Annotated in this window: 16 protein-coding genes, 2 pseudogenes and 2 riboswitches; of the genes and pseudogenes, 14 read left to right on the top strand and 4 right to left on the bottom strand. The window is 41.4% G+C overall.

The window, feature by feature from the left end; translation table 11 throughout:
- The first annotated feature begins 11 nt into the window (after positions 1-11).
- The 7 genes from BUB56_RS13730 to BUB56_RS13700 all read left to right on the top strand — a co-directional run bounded on the left by BUB56_RS13730 (position 12) and on the right by BUB56_RS13700 (position 8,508).
- A complete protein-coding gene (locus BUB56_RS13730) occupies positions 12-3,065 on the top strand; it encodes a tetratricopeptide repeat protein (protein ID WP_110941877.1) in 3,054 nt (1,017 codons plus the stop codon).
- Between the two features lie 10 nt (positions 3,066-3,075).
- Complete coding sequence (locus BUB56_RS13725; protein WP_110941876.1) at positions 3,076-3,660, top strand: nucleotidyltransferase family protein; 585 nt, start codon at positions 3,076-3,078, stop codon at positions 3,658-3,660.
- Positions 3,661-4,054: 394 nt separating this feature from the next.
- Positions 4,055-4,339 carry a co-chaperone GroES gene (gene groES / locus BUB56_RS13720; protein WP_110941875.1) on the top strand — a complete coding sequence of 95 codons (285 nt, stop codon included), beginning with the start codon at positions 4,055-4,057 and terminating at the stop codon, positions 4,337-4,339.
- A 32-nt stretch (positions 4,340-4,371) separates the two neighbouring features.
- Positions 4,372-6,000 carry a chaperonin GroEL gene (gene groL, locus BUB56_RS13715; protein WP_110941874.1) on the top strand — a complete coding sequence of 543 codons (1,629 nt, stop codon included), beginning with the start codon at positions 4,372-4,374 and terminating at the stop codon, positions 5,998-6,000.
- Between the two features lie 732 nt (positions 6,001-6,732).
- Positions 6,733-7,137, top strand: a complete 405-nt coding sequence (locus BUB56_RS13710) for a hypothetical protein (protein WP_110941873.1) — start codon at positions 6,733-6,735, stop codon at positions 7,135-7,137.
- Entirely contained in the window at positions 7,134-7,826 is a 693-nt protein-coding gene (locus BUB56_RS13705; RefSeq protein ID WP_110941872.1) for an aspartate/glutamate racemase family protein, read from the top strand. Before BUB56_RS13710 ends, BUB56_RS13705 begins: the two co-directional genes overlap by 4 nt.
- Positions 7,827-7,902: 76 nt before the next feature.
- Entirely contained in the window at positions 7,903-8,508 is a 606-nt protein-coding gene (locus tag BUB56_RS13700) for an HD domain-containing protein (protein ID WP_110941871.1), read from the top strand.
- Between the two features lie 385 nt (positions 8,509-8,893).
- Positions 8,894-9,072, bottom strand: a riboswitch (cobalamin riboswitch).
- 77 nt (positions 9,073-9,149) lie between these two features.
- Here BUB56_RS13700 and BUB56_RS13695 read toward each other — a convergent pair.
- From BUB56_RS13695 to BUB56_RS13685, 3 genes are all read right to left on the bottom strand, one after another.
- Entirely contained in the window at positions 9,150-9,647 is a 498-nt protein-coding gene (locus tag BUB56_RS13695) for an ABC transporter permease (protein ID WP_110941870.1), read from the bottom strand.
- Between the two features lie 233 nt (positions 9,648-9,880).
- Positions 9,881-10,159 (bottom strand): spore coat protein, encoded by a 279-nt coding sequence (locus tag BUB56_RS13690; RefSeq protein ID WP_110941869.1) that lies wholly within the window; start codon positions 10,157-10,159, stop codon positions 9,881-9,883.
- 50 nt (positions 10,160-10,209) lie between these two features.
- On the bottom strand, positions 10,210-10,425 hold the full coding sequence (locus BUB56_RS13685) for a hypothetical protein (protein ID WP_110941868.1): 216 nt from the start codon (positions 10,423-10,425) through the stop codon (positions 10,210-10,212).
- 216 nt (positions 10,426-10,641) lie between these two features.
- On the opposite strand from BUB56_RS13685, the gene BUB56_RS19465 reads away from it, so the two are divergent.
- The gene (locus BUB56_RS19465) at positions 10,642-10,818 is read left to right on the top strand and encodes a hypothetical protein (protein WP_190014531.1); all 177 of its coding nucleotides are present in this window, start codon (positions 10,642-10,644) and stop codon (positions 10,816-10,818) included.
- Positions 10,819-10,840: 22 nt separating this feature from the next.
- Positions 10,841-11,026: a hypothetical protein gene (locus BUB56_RS13680; RefSeq protein WP_110941867.1), complete on the top strand. Its 186-nt coding sequence runs from the start codon at positions 10,841-10,843 to the stop codon at positions 11,024-11,026.
- A gap of 91 nt (positions 11,027-11,117) precedes the next feature.
- Here the strand turns inward: BUB56_RS13680 and BUB56_RS19460 are convergent, their stop codons facing one another.
- A complete protein-coding gene (locus tag BUB56_RS19460) occupies positions 11,118-11,294 on the bottom strand; it encodes a hypothetical protein (RefSeq protein ID WP_190014530.1) in 177 nt (58 codons plus the stop codon).
- Between the two features lie 83 nt (positions 11,295-11,377).
- On the opposite strand from BUB56_RS19460, the pseudogene larC reads away from it, so the two are divergent.
- From larC to BUB56_RS13660, 5 genes and pseudogenes are all read left to right on the top strand, one after another.
- A pseudogene (larC, locus tag BUB56_RS20415) lies at positions 11,378-12,567 on the top strand (nickel pincer cofactor biosynthesis protein LarC).
- A 604-nt stretch (positions 12,568-13,171) separates the two neighbouring features.
- Positions 13,172-13,315 (top strand): hypothetical protein, encoded by a 144-nt coding sequence (locus tag BUB56_RS19455; protein ID WP_190014528.1) that lies wholly within the window; start codon positions 13,172-13,174, stop codon positions 13,313-13,315.
- A gap of 88 nt (positions 13,316-13,403) precedes the next feature.
- Positions 13,404-13,505: riboswitch (purine riboswitch) on the top strand.
- Positions 13,506-13,678: 173 nt separating this feature from the next.
- Positions 13,679-15,139, top strand: coding sequence for an IMP dehydrogenase (gene guaB, locus BUB56_RS13670; protein WP_110941892.1), 1,461 nt, complete (start codon positions 13,679-13,681; stop codon positions 15,137-15,139).
- Positions 15,140-15,157: 18 nt separating this feature from the next.
- Positions 15,158-16,693, top strand: a complete 1,536-nt coding sequence (gene guaA / locus BUB56_RS13665; RefSeq protein ID WP_110941866.1) for a glutamine-hydrolyzing GMP synthase — start codon at positions 15,158-15,160, stop codon at positions 16,691-16,693.
- 301 nt (positions 16,694-16,994) lie between these two features.
- Positions 16,995-17,222, top strand: a pseudogene (locus BUB56_RS13660) (IS5/IS1182 family transposase); the annotation flags it as partial.

Raw genomic sequence — 17,222 nt, 5'->3', positions numbered from 1 at the left:
GGGGGGATAACATGCAGCATATTACTGCAAAGCTATTGGGTACACCCACAGTCACATATGAGGAAAAACAGGTTCTTTTTCCCTTTCGTAAGGCTGAAGCCCTTTTTTATTACCTATTAATCAAGAAGAAGGTTCAGCGGGATGAGCTTGTCTCTTTATTCTGGGGGGAGGTAGAGGAAGAGGTTGCAAAAAAGAATCTGCGCAATGCGGTCTATATGATTCGGCGGATTATTGGTGAAGATATCATCCTTTCTCCCCAGCGTTCTATTTTGCAGGTGAATCCCTACTGGCATATCCACTGTGATGTGGATGTTTTCTTACAGGGTAGAGAGAATGCCATAGATCTTTATCAGGGAGAGTTTCTGCAGGGTTTCCTGGTAAAGGATGCAGAGGCCTTTGAGCAGTGGATGTTCCAACAAAGGGACCACTATCGGGATGTGTATATCAACAGCCTGCATCGGAGAGTTCGGACCTGTATGAGCACTCGGAATCTTCAGCAGGCAGAGAATTACTGCAAACAGCTTATTGCTGCAGAGGCTTTTGACGAACAGGCTCATCGCACACTCATGAAGATCTATAGCGCTCAAGGCTACTATAATAAGGGGATTGAGGTGTATCACCGTCTGGTTGAGCTGCTGGAGAGAGAGTTATCTATTTCTCCCGATATTAAGACCATCGATGTCTATGAGACTTTGCTGAAAGAAAGAAGTCTTAAGGAAGCTCAGCAGAAAAAAGACTACAGAGCCTTTTATTATGGGAGGGTAAAGGAACAGCAACTGCTGGAGAGGAACTACAGATATTTTTGGGAGGGCTTTCAGGCACAATCGGTTGTCCTTCTCGGGGAGGCGGGTATTGGAAAAAGCAGATTGCTGGATCAATTCATGAGCAGGATCCATTCAAAAGGCGTTCCTATTTTCTTGTCCTACTGTTATCAGGCAGAGGAGAATTACTTGCTAAAGCCCTGGAACAAAATATTCTCAGAGCTGTATCTGCTGCTGCAAAGGGAAAGAATTGAGATTCCCCAGTTATGGAGAAATATTTTAGGTTACATTTTTCCTGTCTTTGCTTTGGATAATCCCATGACGGATATGAACCCCATTGAGCAGGTAGACTTCTTAAAATATCAGGTAGCAGAGAAGGTGATTTTAGACTTTCTTCGGGAAGTGGCGAAGCATAAGAAATTCATACTGGTATTTGAAGATGTCCATTGGATGGATGATATGAGCCTATCTTTAATCAAAAATATTGTTCAGCAGGATCAAAATCGGTCTATCCTACTGCTTTTGAGCTGTAGAGAAGGCTACAGCAAAAAAATTGACGCCTTTTTTGCTCAGATGGCGGGCCTTCAGTATGTGCATAAACTCCAGCTAAAACGATTTGACCGGATAGAGACCGCAGATTTTGCCAGCAGTATGCTTCCGGAATACACTTTTACGGAAGAACTTCATCAGCTTTTATATAAAGAAACAGAAGGGAACCCCTTCTTTCTTGTGGCAGCCTTGAATAATATGCGGGAAAGTGGAAGTATCCATGAATTTACTACAAAAATAGAGGATCTTCTAAATAGCCGGTTTATGAATATATCAGAAGAAAGCCGAAAGATCCTCAATATCGCTTCCGTTTTTTTTGATAAAGTAACCTTCCAAAATCTGTTGGAGCTGAGCGGGAAAAAAGATTTAGTTTTGATGGATATTTTAGAAGAACTGCAAGATAAGCATATTTTAATGGAAGTGGGTGAAGCTGACCGGCCAGGCTTTATTTTTACCCATCAGAAGCTGAGAGAATATGTATACTCAAAACTCTCTCTTTCGGGGCGAAGAATCCTTCATCAGAGAATTGCCAGGCTGCTTGAAAAGAAGCTTCGTCAGGATAAACGGGATATTCAATACTATTCTAAGCTGATTTACCATTTTTCTAAGGGTGGCTGCAAGCTGGCAGAATTAAAATATACGATAAAAAATTTGGAGGAGTATCTCCATTTCAGTCATGAAGTTTTTCCTGTTGTCAATGATGCGACAATGCTTCAGGATGGATCATTGCATCTAAGTCCTCAGCAGGTAAGGCTCCAATTACAGGAAGCAGGCAGGCTGCTGGAGGAAGTAGAGGAAGAGGAAAAGGGAAATGATCACCTCAAGGGGTTGGCTATGGCCTATAAGCATATGTTAGGCAGATTTCACATCCGACAGGGAGAATACCAGGAGGGCATCCTCCTCATTCAGCAGGTAATCGACGAAGCGATTGAAATGAAGGATTATGTAATGGCCCTCAAGGGCTATCGGCAAATGATTTATTATTGTATCAACATTCAGGAGCCGGATCAGATGGCTGTTTTTCTGGAGAAGGCTCTGAGAATCGCTGAGGACAGCGGAAATCAGGGAGAGCTGGGAGTACTGATGCGATTGAAGGGATTGGAAAGAATATTATCCGGTCAATATGAAGAAGCAGAAATCTGCTTGAAGGATGCTATTAACATTATGCAGGGACTAAAAGATAGAGATCAATATATTTTAAACATTGCGGCAGCCTATAATTTTATGGGAGAAGGAAAACGACATATGCGGGCCTTTCAGGATGCCATAGACTATTATGAGAAGGCTATTGCGCTTTGTGAGGGCAAGAAGCTGGCAAGAGGCCTTTCTGCCTTTTATACTAATGCAGGACAGGCGGCTTTTGATATGGGGGATGAAAAGAAGGCAAAAGACTACTTTAAAAAGGCATTAGAAATCCACGGCAAATTAGATTCCCTTTGGGGCAGATCGATTGCCCAAGGGTATTTAGCCTTCCTTTTGACCAAGGAAGGAAGCTATCAGGAGGCTTTGCATCACCTGATGAAGGCTGAAGAGGATTGCAGCAAGCTTCAAAACCCTTACGAAACGGGTATCCTGCTGCGGATAAAGGCGCAGATCAGCCAGCGGATGGATACGGATAAAAGATTGGAAGAGGTATTTAAACAATACCTAACCGATTCGGTGGAGGATTATTGTGAAGAAGGAATACAAATTCTGGAGAAGCTGAAGGATTGTTATGAAGTAGAGATTTTAAACCAACTGAAAAGGTGCCGGTAGGAGGTCTCTTATGGTTGCAGGGATTATTATGGCGGCGGGATTTTCAAAAAGGATGGGCAGTGAAAAATTACTGCTTCCCGTAGAAGGTATGCCGATGGTGGAACGGGTCATAAGGGCAGCAATCGGCGGAGGACTGGAGGAGATTATTTTTATTTATCGAAGGCAGGAACTGAAGGCTCTTGCTGAGAAATATGGCTTGAAGACCGTTTATAATGGGGCAGCAAGTGAGGGGCAAAGTGCTTCCCTTAAACTGGGTATAGCAGCAGCTAGTCTAGAGGCCGAAGGGTACTTGTTTTTCGTGGGAGATCAGATTTTTCTGACGCCTTCTGTCATTCACCAGCTGCTTGCAGCATTTCACCAAAACCCCCAAGGAATTATTGTCCCGGTCTATAAAGAAAAGCGGGGCAATCCTGTACTGTTTCCCAAAGGGCTTCGGGAGGAGCTCATGCAGGTTGAAGGAGATCAGGGAGGAAGGGGGCTTTTGGAAAAATATAAAGAGAGAGTAGTCTGGCTGCCTATAGAAGAAGAGAATGCAGATATAGATGTGGACACCCCGGAACAATATCAATCGATTGAAGGTATGGGAAAAAATTAGGAAAGCGCTGCAGATAAAGCTTAAGGGGAGAAAGGTTGTACTTTGAGATTTGTCAATAGATACAATCAGGTATGGATTTAGAGCAGCAGGCTCAAGCAGATAATTGGGGAAGATGATTATGCACCTAACAAATGTTATGGCGCTTGCTTTTTTCAAAAATTGAAAGAGGGAGAAATTTAGATAAAATAAAATATTATAGAAAGAAAAATGTATAAAATTTAAACTATTTAACGATAATACCCAATAGTGCCAGATAATGCATGAAATTGGGGTTTGCATATAGAAGAAAGATATATTAGAGTATAATTGTAATTAGCACTCAACGTTAGTGAGTGCTAACAATATGAGCAGCCTATTTACAAACAAAATACATAAAACACAAGGAGGGTTTCTAATGAACATTAAACCATTAGGAGACAGAGTTGTTATTAAGAAATTAGAAGCTGAAGAAAAAACAAAAAGCGGGATTGTTCTGCCATCCCAAGCAAAAGAGCAGCCACAGATGGCTGAAATCGTTGCCGTTGGCCCTGGTGGAGTAGTAGACGGAAAAGAAATCAAAATGGAAGTAAAAGTAGGAGACAAAGTAATTTTCTCAAAATATGCCGGTACTGAGATCAAGTATGATGGCGTAGAGTATACTATTTTAAGACAAAATGATATTTTAGCAATCGTTGAGTAAATTACAATACTTATTTTAGGAGGTAATCAAACATGGCAAAGGAAATTCAATTTAGTGAAGATGCACGCCGAAAATTAGAGATTGGTGTAAATAAATTAGCAGACACTGTAAAAGTTACATTAGGGCCAAAGGGAAGAAATGTAATCCTTGACAAAAAATTTGGTTCCCCGATGATTACCAATGACGGGGTTACTATTGCCAGAGAAATAGAGCTGGATGATGCTTATGAGAACATGGGTGCACAGTTGGTTAAAGAAGTTGCAACAAAGACAAATGATGTTGCAGGAGATGGTACTACAACAGCTACATTGTTAGCACAAGCAATAATCCGTGAAGGTCTGAAGAACGTTGCTGCCGGTGCAAACCCAATGATTCTAAAAAAGGGTATTCAAAAAGCAGTTGACGTAGCAGTAGATGAGATCAAGAAAATTTCTAAGAACATAGAGAGCAAGGAAGCCATTGCTCAGGTTGCATCCATATCTGCCGGTGATGAGAATATCGGAAGCTTAATTTCAGAAGCTATGGAGAAGGTTGGAAAAGATGGCGTTATTACTGTAGAAGAGTCAAAATCTATGGGTACATCCCTAGAAGTAGTAGAAGGTATGCAGTTTGACAGAGGCTATGTATCTCCTTACATGGTAACCGATGCAGAAAAAATGGAAGCTGTATTAGAAAATCCATATATCCTCATCACTGACAAGAAAATCTCCAATATCCAAGAGTTGCTTCCAATTCTTGAGCAAATCGTTCAACAGGGCAGAAAGCTGTTAATCATTGCTGAGGATCTTGAAGGAGAAGCATTGGCTACATTAGTAGTAAATAAATTAAGAGGAACCTTTGAATGTGTGGCTGTAAAAGCTCCTGGCTTTGGAGACAGAAGAAAAGCAATGCTTCAGGATATCGCAATCCTAACTGGTGCTACTGTGATATCTGAAGAATTAGGACTAGAGCTAAAGACTGCTACGTTAGATATGCTTGGAAGAGCTAATACGGTAAAAGTTGACAAAGAAAACACTACGATTATCGATGGCGCTGGAAATGCTCAGGACATCAAAGACAGAATCAAGCAAATCAAGACACAAATCGAAGAAACTACTTCTGATTTCGATAGAGAAAAACTGCAAGAAAGATTGGCAAAGCTTTCCGGTGGCGTTGCAGTAATCCAGGTAGGTGCTGCTACTGAAACGGAGCTAAAAGAAAGAAAACTAAGAATCGAAGATGCACTAAATGCTACTAGAGCTGCTGTTGAAGAGGGTATCGTATCCGGCGGTGGTACAGCATTAGTAAATGCGATTCCAGCAGTTGAGACATTGGTAGGAACACTTGCTGGTGATGAAAAAACTGGTGCAATGATCATCCGACGTGCATTAGAAGAGCCGGTTAGACAAATCGCTGCCAATGCAGGATTAGAAGGCTCCGTAGTTGTTGAGAAGGTAAGAAACAGCGAATTGGGTGTAGGTTTCGATGCATTAAACGAAAAATATGTTAATATGATTGAAGCTGGTATCGTGGACCCAACAAAGGTTACTCGTTCAGCACTTCAAAATGCTGCTTCCGTATCTGCAATGCTGTTAACAACAGAAGCTGCAGTAGTAGACATCAAGGAAGAAAAAGGTGCAGGAATGCCTCCAATGGGCGGCGGAATGCCAGGAATGATGTAATAGAAAGTTTTAAGAGGATCAATGAAAATTGATCCTCTTATTTTTTAATATGGTCAGATTAGAAATTGATTTTTAGAATAGCTGATGATTAATTGTAGAAAAATGCGTCATAGTACGGTTCTATATGGTTGTTATCCTGAGTAAAACGAAGGATCTTTAAAACAGAAACCAAAGATCCTTCACTGCGTTCAGGATGACATCTCTATGATAGTGAGGGATGTAGGGACGCACAGTGTGCGCCCGTCCAAATATGTATTGGAATTAGGTTGTAGGGGTGGAGGACCGTGTCCACCCGGGCAGCAAGATTCCTGCAACCCGCTTTATGATTTGTCATCCTGAACGGAGTGAAAGATCTGACCTTTAAAATTCTAGAGCCGTTCGCTCCGCTCAGGGTGACAGCTTTATGAGGATGATTATGAGGATGATAAAGTAGGGTTGGGTCTCCGTGACCAACCGGGTTGAAAACCCAATGGCGGGCATGGAAACCCGCCACTACGCATGAATGACATATTTCAATGGTAGGGAACCACGCCCCCGTGGTTCCGCCTTACGTTGCATTTTTCCTATTATGTGATATGAATAACCTTTATTACAGTCATTTTTTAAAATATTGTTTTGAGAATGCAATTTATGGAAGGTAAGTAGATAATCATGTAGAAATATTTACCACTAAAAGTATTGAAAGGCAGGGAAGGTCTTCCTGCCTTCCTAAAAAAGTGAGGAGAAATAGGAATGAATGTAAAAAAAGCAGCTTCAGTCTATGCCATTTTTATGGGCCTATGTATGATTGGGATGTGGGTGATGTTTTACCTATCAGGCAGTATACCTGAACTGGAAACAAAACCGGTGGAGATTGCTATGCACTTGATTGCAGAATTTACAACGGCAGCTCTGCTGATTTTGGGAGGTTACGGGCTGCTGAAAGATCAACCTTGGGGAATGAATATCTATTGTATATCCATGGGAATGCTGTTGTATACGTTGATGATGAGCCCCGGCTACTTTCTTCAGAAGGGAGAGTTGTCCTTTGGAATCATGTTTGGGGCTTTCTTTATTACAGCAGTTTTATTGACCTACTTGCTTTTAAAGCAGAAAAACAAACAGGTACAGTGCATTGAAGAGGAGTTGAAAAAATGAAAACCATCGGATTAATCGGAGGAATGAGCTGGGAATCGTCTTTGGTATATTATCGCCTGATCAATGAAAGGGTAAAAGAAAAACTAGGAGGCTTCCACTCCTGCAAATCTGTTATGTATTCTGTTGACTTTGCAGAAATCGAAGAGCTTCAGCACCAGGAGAATTGGAAAAAATTAGGAGAATTAATGATCGATGCCGCCAGGAAGGTGGAGGCTGGAGGGGCAGATTTTATAGTGATCTGTACCAATACCATGCATAAGCTGGCTGAAGTCATCGAGGAGAATACATCTATACCCCTGCTGCATATCGCAGATGCCACAGCGGAGCATAGCAAGAAGCAAGGGATACAGAGGGTAGGGCTCTTGGGCACAAGGTTTACCATGGAACAGGATTTCTATAAGGAGCGCCTAAAGGAAAAGCACGGTATCGAAGTGATCATACCTGAAGAAAATGAACGGGAGATTGTTCATCAGGTGATTTATCAGGAGCTGGTAAAGGGGATTATTCGGGAAAGCTCTAGAGAGGCTTATCTCAAAGTTATCGATCACCTTGCAGTAAGAGGTGCACAGGGGATCATTCTAGGCTGCACGGAGATTCCGCTGTTGATCCGGCAAAAGGACTGCAGTGTAAAGGTGTTTGATACTACCACCCTGCATGCCCAATATGCAGTAGAAACTGCTTTGGCATAAAATAATTTTGAAAAGTTTAGGCATACTGAAAATATAGAAACGCTTTACTTTTCGGAATGGGAGTTGAATCCAAAGTATGTCTATGCCCAGTAGAAAAGCAGCAGAGCAAATGCTGGCGGAAGCTGAAAAAAGAAATCCTGGACCATGGATAGACCACTCGCTGAATGTGGCTAAGGCCGCAGAAGCAATTGCAAAGGCACATCCCGAACTGGAAGCAGAAAAAGCCTATGTTTTGGGGTGTCTTCATGATATTGGGAGAAGGGAAGGCCGTACAAAGCTTCGCCATACCATCGATGGTTATTACTATCTGAAACAAAAAGGATACGAAGACTGTGCCCGCGTTTGTCTAACCCATTCATTTCTGCTGAAGGATATCCAGGAGGCCCTTACAAAAAACGACTATACTGAGCAGGAATCAGCCTTTGTTCAGAGGTTTATTCATGATACTCCTTATCATGATTATGACCTTTTGATCCAATTATGCGACTGTCTTTCACTACCTTCCGGCTTATGTATTATCGAGAAACGGTTGGTAGAGGAAACACTCAGAAAGGGGATGAATAGGTTAAGCATTCCGAAATGGAAAAAGACCTTTGAGCTTAAAAGCTATTTTGAAAGGACTATAGGCACATCTATCTATAGAATACTGCCAGAGATAGTAAACTGCATATATGTGCCATAATATAACAATCGCAGAATTTACGGGGCCGTGGGAAAATTCATTGCCGTAAGCTTACTGTCAGTGGGGATAACCTTTCTCATCAGTGGATGGATGAGAAATCTTTCACAGTATACCCATCAAATTCTCTTCAGAAAGCAGCGACAGGATATTCGGACGAATTGAGAAATTGATTAGAAGATTTCAAAGCAAAAAAAGAAAGTCCCTCAAGGCCACGAGGGATAAGAAAATAGAGGAAAGAATTGTTTGAAATCAAAACTATATTATAATAAGGGAATTGAGACCCTTAGTATAAGTATGATGTAGAAATAAAACCCTGTCCTAGGACAGGGTTTTAATGATATGTATAAACAAACTATCATTTAAGCCTGACCTTCCCACCGAAGGCAGTAACAGCAAATAATAGGCAGGTCTCCTGACTCGTGAATCACCCTACTCTCTCTCGCCTTCCCGTTGATCCAGTGGCTTTATGAGGTTTCGTCATCACTTACAGTAGCGGGGGCTGTGACGGTTTTACACCGTACTTCCCTATTAACCCGATGCGGGACCTATTATCATATTCTTTCAATTAAAGCAATTGTATCATCTTTACTGGCACAATGCAATAGTTTAGGCGCAAAAACTAAAAGAGAGATGACTCTCTCTTAGTACAAGTCTACCTTGCTTGCCCGATTGGTCTCAAGGTTTTTGATGACCAATTCTTTTGTATCGTCATCGAGCTTTTGGAGAATCAAAACAGCTTCTTCCTTGTTTTTAAACCAACTATGTTTGGTTACGATGGTATGAATCAAAAAACCTAAAAGAGCACCGGAGGCGGCGCCATAAAAGATAATTGCCAGGGCTGCCAGCGCTGTGATGGTAGAGACATTTAATAGATTGGTATTAAAGTAGACTGCTAAAAATGCAGACAATCCACCAATAATAAAGCCTGCAAAAACACCCATTCGTACATTTTCGAGACCTGTTGGTGCAATTTCTCTTGATTTCTTGATCAGCACCCCTGAAATTTCCTTTTCAACATGTTGAGAAGAATTTTTCGGAATTACGAGCATGTGGCCTTTAATATTAGGGTGTACTCTCAAATCTTTCATGCACCGTTTTAGGTCAGTCATGTTTTTGAAAGTAGCAATAATATTATACACAAGATCAACTCCTTTCACTTATGCAGTTTTACGGTAATAGGATGGGCTGCAACATTCTCATACATTGGATAGCATATATTATTCAATTCTTTGTCATTTATATACCCAGGCACTATAAGAATATTAAGAAAATTATGCATTTATTATATTATATGGGAAAATTCGAATAATAGCAAATTATTTGATAAAAAACACAAATTTCGACCGAAAACCAAAAAGCGGTGTGACCGCTTTCAACTTAATTCACTTTTGATTTGATTATATTTATCCTTTACTCTTTGTATATCCTGGGAGGGAGCCTTCTTGATTTGATACCAGCCTCGCTTGCTCATAACATTGAAAAATTCTTCCTGATTCTTCAAAACATTTTGCTCGCAGAGCGCAAGAACACTTCTTAAATTCGCACAAGAGGATTCGGTGATGCCAACTGTATAGGCAGAAGATACTTGCTTCTCAGACATTAATAGGTCATTCATCAATTCCTTTTCTGTAAACCCTAGCTGTTGGGCCATGAAATTGTACCTCCTTTGGCAATCTGAGTGCTGTTCTTTTTATTCTGGTGCTATAGATGGGCATTCAAATAGTCCAGCAGCATATTGAAGTTTTGTTTGTGGCGTTGTGATCCTTGCTGGCAGACATTCTTCAATTCGGGATCCGTACAATAATTTGCATATTGTACAAGTTTCTTTGCCATCATAGATTCATAGTTTAATTGATCCTCTAATACCTTTAGGTTCGGTGCATCCAGATGTGGCTTTTCTAGGTTTTCCTGGAACATTCTAATGAACCCTCCTTATGAAAAAAAGCATTTTTACTTCAGGCTACATTTTTATTATTTGATTTTTAAAATTTGATATGTGATGTAAAAAATGAGTAAAAATGAAAATAATAGAGTTGAGAGGAAGAAACAGAAGGTACAGATAAGAAAACTACCAGAATATACAACTCATAAGGAAAAGGGAAAAGGCAAAAAATATGACAAGGAGGGAAAAGTATGGGTATCAAAAATCATCCGATGACTGATTGGAAAAGTGTAGAGGAAGAAATGCGCAGCCAGTGGATGGAGCAGAATAAAGACAACACCCTCAAATGGAATGATGTAGCAGAACACGTTAGATTTGGCTGGATCAAGGCACAGGCAGAAGAATCCAGGGTGGAGAGTATTCATTAATCACATTTTAGGAGGGCTGTACATGAATAACTTTGTGAACAAATTACTAGGTGGACTGCATTTGGGAAAGAGTAAGCATCGATGGGATGACACAGCGGCGCGCTCTGTTGTTCTAAAGGATATGCCTGAAAACGTACTATATGGAGAAGATCCGGGGGCCATCCCTCCTGATGAATTTACCAATCAATTAGAAGATGATATCAAATAGCAAAAACTCCCTAAAAGGGGAGTTTTTCTATGGGAAAAGATAAAAATACGGAAGAATTCATGATATAATTATGTAGCGATTATATTATGGATTATTCCAACTTACGATGATCAAATCGGTCAATTTTATCCACAAGTCTTTCTAAGGTTTCGGCAATTTGCTTGTTGGATGTAGCAAGTACATGAAAAAGATAGACCATATAGATCATAATACCGATATTGATGATAAAGAATAAACCGCCAAAGGCCATAGGAAATGCAACCTTCATGAAATCAGCTCCTTTTGGAATTATATGGGATATTTCTATTATAAATTAATAGAATTAAGAATAAAAGGTTTGGGGGAATTATTATGGGGAAAGTATTATTTTTTGATTGTTTTTCTGGAATCAGCGGAGACATGGCCCTAGGGGCATTTTTAGATTTGGGTATTGATGAACATTACTTTATTGAGGAATTGGCGAAGCTGCATGTGGAAGGTTTTCGGCTGGATATACGGCAATCTATGAAAAAAGGCATCACAGGCACCAGTTTTACTGTGATACTAGAGGAAAATCTACATACACATCACCACCGAAATCTTTATGATATAGAGAAAATCATTGATGACAGTGCTCTCAATCCCTCTGTCAAAGCATTGAGCAAGAAGATTTTTAGGCTGGTAGCTGAAGCGGAAGCCAAGATTCACGGCAAAGCTTTAGAGCAGGTTCATTTTCATGAGGTGGGCGCCATTGATTCGATTGTGGATATTGTTGGAGTAGCTATTTGTATGGACTTTCTGGGAATGCCTACAGTATATACATCTCCCCTGCAGGTAGGATCTGGCTTTGTCCGATGTGCCCATGGCATGATTCCTGTTCCCGCACCTGCAACCCTGGAGATACTCAAGGGTGTACCGATCTATAATCACGGTATTCAGACGGAGCTGGTAACACCTACCGGTGCTGCCATCGTCAAAGCCCTCAGCAGCGGTTTTGGAGACATTCCGGCTATGGAAGTCGAGAAAATTGGTTATGGTTTAGGAAAAAAGGATTTGGAGATTCCAAACATGCTTCGAATCTGTTTAGGAGAAAAAAAAAAGTCCAGGATCAGCTGATGATGCTGGAGGCAAATATTGATGATATGAACCCGGAGATCTACGGCTATGTAATGGAAAAGGCATTTAAACTGGGTGCCTTAGATGTTTTTATGACACCCATTATTATGAAGAAAAACCGGCCGGGAATTAAGCTGTCTGTCTTGTGTGAACAGGAAAAGCAAGAAGAGCTGGAAAAGCTTGTACTCACAGAGACAACTACCCTTGGCTTGAGGAAGTATGAAGTAGACCGTACCATATTGAAACGGCAGAGTGTAAAGCTGAAAACAAAATATGGGGTGGTTTCCATGAAACTTGGTTACATGGGTGGAAAGCCTGTCAAGCTCGCACCGGAGTTTGAAGAGTGCAGGGAGATTGCTGAGGGCTTTGGAATTCCTATTCCACAGGTATATGAGGATTTGGTTTATGCGGCCAAAAAGTATTTTGAAGCCATCCAAGAAAAATAGGATAGTCTATCATACTCCCTTTATTCTTTTAAATCAACAGGAAACACAAGACAATATGTGAGCGTCTCTTTGATCCTTTTGTTTTCGTTCTTAGCGAGTGGAGATAAAGAATACGTTAAGAAACTTGCGTGTTTGAGCGCAGCGAGTTTGCATGTTTTAGGATTCTTTTTCGGAAGGAGCTTTAGAACGGTTAAAAGGGCAAACCCAGCGAATCTGTGTCTGGATTTTCTAGTTGATTTTCTAAATCATTCTCATAGGCGTCAACTTAATCTAAATATTTCCAAATAAACCTTAGAAGCATGTCATTCTGAGCGTTAGCGAAGAATCTTATAGAACATAAGCAAGATTACTTTTGATTATCAGAATATATCATCTAGCTTAAAGATCCTTCGGCTTCGTTTTACTCTGCTCAGGATGACAAATTATGGGTTAAGTTGACGCCTATGAAATCATTCTAAGATAAAATAATTAACCATATTTAGATAAAGCTGCAGGAGAGCAGATTTGGAAGCTGCAGCTGGACCATTATTCCTGGAGCTCCCCTGTAGACATCTATACAGAGGAAGGCAGGGCATATATACTGCTTTGTGATTCTGCCGGCAAAATGTTTTTGATTGAAGGATTGACAGGGAAGGTACTGGATTGTATTGACTTGGGAGCCAATGTAGAAGGTTCCCCTGCGGTTTATGAAAATATGGCAGTTGTGGGTACCCGAGGTCAAAAAATATTCGGGATTGCACTAAAATAGACCTAGAAAAACACAAGAAAATTGCGAATATATTTATTTTCGCCAATCCATATTGACAAGGTTTTGCATATTTGGTACGGTATATAGAAAAATATAGATGAATTACCCTCATATATCTCCGGGGATAGGGCCCGGACGTTTCTACAAGGCAACCGTAAATTGCCTAACTATGAGTGGGATTATCACACCGGTGATGGATCTGGATCGGATGCTGCCATGGAATAATTTCACTCTCGGAATTTTTCCATGGCATTAGTTTTTTGAGGATCCTTGCATAAGGAAGCAGATAGATTAGCAATCTATGAGTAGAGCAAAAGAAGGCTGTTGTTAGGAGAACCTTTACGAGGAGAAAGGATGGGGAAAATGGAAGGAAAATTAATAAAAGAGGGTTTGACCTTTGATGACGTCTTACTGATTCCACAGAAATCTTCGATTCTGCCAAAAGATGTAGAAGTTAAAACCAGATTAACCAATAAGATTAAGTTAAATATACCTCTTATGAGTGCAGGCATGGATACAGTGACGGAAGCAAAGCTAGCCATCGCCATGGCCAGAGAAGGGGGTATCGGCATTATTCACAAGAACATGACCATTGATAGGCAAGCCTTAGAAGTGGACAAGGTGAAAAGAAGTGAGCATGGTGTTATTGTAGATCCTTTTTATTTATCACCGGAGCATGTGATTGCTGATGCCCTGGAGCTGATGGAACGGTATCATATTTCTGGCGTTCCTATAGTAGATGCAAGTATGAAGCTGGTAGGGATTCTAACCAATCGGGATATCCGTTTTGAAAATGATATGAACAAGAAAATCGGGGAAGCTATGACGAAAGATAACCTGGTAACCGCTTCAGAAGGAATTTCCATGGCTGATGCAGAAAGAATTCTAAAGAGCAGAAAGATTGAAAAGCTGCCCATCGTAGATGAAGGCGGATATCTGAAGGGCCTTATTACCATTAAGGATATCGAAAAAACCATTCAGTATCCTAACTCTGCTAAGGATGAAAGAGGCAGACTGCTGGTGGGGGCGGCCATCGGAATCACGGGAGACATGCTGGAGCGGACGGAGGCCTTGGTAAAAGCTGGCGTAGATGTGGTCGTGCTAGATACGGCCCACGGTCATTCACAGGGCGTGTTGGATGCAGTAAAGCGGGTAAAATCCATCTATCCTGAACTGCAGGTGATCGCAGGAAACGTGGCAACGGCTGAGGCTACTGTTGATCTGATTAAAGCAGGAGCTGATGCAGTGAAGGTTGGCATCGGACCGGGATCGATTTGTACTACCCGTGTCGTTGCAGGAATCGGCGTGCCTCAGGTGACTGCCGTTTATGATTGTGCACAGGCGGCGAAGGCTTATGATATCCCAATTATCGCCGACGGGGGAATCAAATATTCGGGAGATATTCCGAAGGCCATTGCGGCAGGGGCTGATGTATGCATGATCGGATCTCTCTTTGCAGGGACGGAAGAAAGCCCGGGAGAAACGGTGATTTACAAGGGCAGAAGCTTTAAGGTATATCGTGGAATGGGCTCTTTGGGAGCTATGGGTGCAGGCAGCAAGGACCGTTATTTCCAAGAGGATAGCAAGAAGTTTGTACCAGAGGGTGTAGAAGGAATGGTGCCTTATAAGGGCGCATTAAAGGAAACGGTATATCAGCTGGTTGGCGGACTAAAGGCCGGCATGGGCTACTGTGGAACACCTACCATCAAAGCTTTGAAAGAAGAAGGGAAGTTTATGAAGATCACAGCTGCAGGGCTGAAGGAAAGTCATCCCCATGATATCAATATTACCAAAGAAGCGCCAAACTACAGCCTAAGTGACTAGGTTACAAGGAGGTTTATCATGAAAAGCCAAGAGTTGATCCTTATTATAGATTTCGGCGGTCAGTACAAGCAGTTGATTGCCAGAAGAGTCAGAGAAAACAATGTATATTGTGAAGTGGTATCCTATCGTACACCTTTAGATAAAATCAAGGAAATGAATCCAAAGGGCATCATTTTTACCGGTGGGCCTGCCAGTGTATATGCGGAGAATGCACCTACCTGTGACCCAGGGATTTTTGAAATGGGTGTGCCTGTATTGGGAATCTGCTATGGCGGTCAGCTGATGGCACAGATCTTTGGGGGCAAGGTAAATCGTGCTTCCTCCAGGGAATACGGCCGGGTAGCTCTTCGCATGACAGATAAGGAGGGGATTTTTAAAGGCATTTCTGATAACACGAAATGCTGGATGAGTCATACGGATTTTATTGAAATTGCTCCCGAAGGCTTTACCATCACCGCTACCACAGACCACTGTCCTGTAGCTGCCATGAAGGAAGCCAGCAAGAAGCTATATGCAGTACAGTTCCATCCGGAGGTAGAGCATACTGAAATGGGCCGTGAAATTATTGAAAACTTTGTTTTTGAGGTTTGTGGCTGTGCTGGAGACTGGAATATGCACGACTTCGCAGAGCAGTCCATCACTGAGATCAAGGAAAAAGTAGGAGATAAAAAAGTACTTTGTGCGCTGTCGGGAGGTGTAGACTCTTCTGTTGCAGCGGTGCTGGTCCATCGGGCCATAGGAAATCAACTGACTTGTATCTTTGTAGATCATGGTCTTTTAAGAAAAGACGAGGGAGATCAGGTAGAACAGGTATTTAAAGAAAAGTTCCAAATGAATCTGATTCGCGTCAATGCCCAAGAAAGATTTTTAGGAAAACTGGCCGGGGTAACGGATCCGGAGACTAAGAGAAAAATTATCGGCGAAGAATTTATCCGTGTATTCGAAGAAGAAGCATCCAAGCTTGGACAAATCGATTATCTGGTGCAGGGTACGGTTTATCCCGATGTGATTGAAAGCGGCACCGATACAGCGGCTGTGATCAAGAGCCACCATAACGTAGGCGGGCTGCCTGAGGACATGCAGTTTTCACTGATCGAGCCTCTTCGTCAATTGTTTAAGGATGAGGTAAGAAAAGTAGGAGAAGAGCTGGGAATTCCTGAAGAAATTGTTTGGCGTCAGCCTTTCCCGGGACCAGGTTTGGCCATCAGGGTACTGGGAGAGATCACAGAAGAGAAGCTTCATATTGTACGGGAGTCCGACGCCATTCTGAGGGATGAGATTCGAAAGGCGGGACTGCATCGGGAAATCTGGCAGTATTTCACAGCACTGCCCAATATCAAAAGTGTGGGCGTTATGGGGGATGAGCGGACCTACAGCCATACGGTAGCCCTTCGAGCGGTCACATCAAGCGACGGAATGACCTCTGACTGGGCAAGAATCCCTTATGAAGTGTTAGAAAAAATATCTAACCGCATTGTCAATGAAGTAGACAATGTAAACCGCATCGTATACGACATCACCTCCAAGCCGCCATCAACTATCGAGTGGGAATAGAAGAGGAGAAAAGATAATAATTATGAACTAAAAAGATTTTGGATAAATAGGCGATTTAGATTTGCTGATTTTGGGCAATCTAAACCGCCTATTTTTTTCCTTTTGCAGAAATAATACATACATAGCTGTAAAAAACAAAAAATAATTGAGATATTTATCTACAGATCCATCTATTAAATGAGTAAATTTCATAATTTTTAAGCCTTGAAATAACAATGTTTCAAAAATATAAAAAAACAGTCTACCCCAATCCGATAAATAATTTGTAAAAAAAATCCACAGAAAGGGGCGACTGCAAATTATGTATCGGCAAACAACTTTATTTACTTTAGATCAAATTATTGAACTTCAACCATTAACAAAATTACAGGCTATTTTGACTTTCATTGACTATTCCATTTTACTACAAGCTTTTCAAATTCAACCCTGTAAACGTGGTCCTAAGGGTTTCTCTTTTGAGGCTTTACTTAATGCCTTAATTGCTATGCAGTTAGAACAAATCTGTACTATAAAGGCATTGGTTAAGAGA

Origin of the sequence: Geosporobacter subterraneus DSM 17957 (assembly GCF_900142145.1) — a bacterium.
GTDB lineage: Bacteria > Bacillota > Clostridia > Peptostreptococcales > Thermotaleaceae > Geosporobacter > Geosporobacter subterraneus.
This window is presented reverse-complemented; position numbering and strand designations above follow the sequence as displayed.

Bases quoted from the DNA above. Each gene is read 5' to 3' on its own strand.
- BUB56_RS13730 (WP_110941877.1), top strand. From the start codon at position 12: ATGCAGCATATTACTGCAAAGCTATTGGGTACACCCACAGTCACATAT.
- BUB56_RS13725 (WP_110941876.1), top strand. From the start codon at position 3,076: ATGGTTGCAGGGATTATTATGGCGGCGGGATTTTCAAAAAGGATGGGC.
- groES (WP_110941875.1), top strand. From the start codon at position 4,055: ATGAACATTAAACCATTAGGAGACAGAGTTGTTATTAAGAAATTAGAA.
- groL (WP_110941874.1), top strand. From the start codon at position 4,372: ATGGCAAAGGAAATTCAATTTAGTGAAGATGCACGCCGAAAATTAGAG.
- BUB56_RS13710 (WP_110941873.1), top strand. From the start codon at position 6,733: ATGAATGTAAAAAAAGCAGCTTCAGTCTATGCCATTTTTATGGGCCTA.
- BUB56_RS13705 (WP_110941872.1), top strand. From the start codon at position 7,134: ATGAAAACCATCGGATTAATCGGAGGAATGAGCTGGGAATCGTCTTTG.
- BUB56_RS13700 (WP_110941871.1), top strand. From the start codon at position 7,903: ATGTCTATGCCCAGTAGAAAAGCAGCAGAGCAAATGCTGGCGGAAGCT.
- BUB56_RS13690 (WP_110941869.1), bottom strand. From the start codon at position 10,159: ATGGCCCAACAGCTAGGGTTTACAGAAAAGGAATTGATGAATGACCTA.
- BUB56_RS13685 (WP_110941868.1), bottom strand. From the start codon at position 10,425: ATGTTCCAGGAAAACCTAGAAAAGCCACATCTGGATGCACCGAACCTA.
- BUB56_RS19465 (WP_190014531.1), top strand. From the start codon at position 10,642: ATGGGTATCAAAAATCATCCGATGACTGATTGGAAAAGTGTAGAGGAA.
- BUB56_RS13680 (WP_110941867.1), top strand. From the start codon at position 10,841: ATGAATAACTTTGTGAACAAATTACTAGGTGGACTGCATTTGGGAAAG.
- BUB56_RS19460 (WP_190014530.1), bottom strand. From the start codon at position 11,294: ATGAAGGTTGCATTTCCTATGGCCTTTGGCGGTTTATTCTTTATCATC.
- BUB56_RS19455 (WP_190014528.1), top strand. From the start codon at position 13,172: ATGTTTTTGATTGAAGGATTGACAGGGAAGGTACTGGATTGTATTGAC.
- guaB (WP_110941892.1), top strand. From the start codon at position 13,679: ATGGAAGGAAAATTAATAAAAGAGGGTTTGACCTTTGATGACGTCTTA.
- guaA (WP_110941866.1), top strand. From the start codon at position 15,158: ATGAAAAGCCAAGAGTTGATCCTTATTATAGATTTCGGCGGTCAGTAC.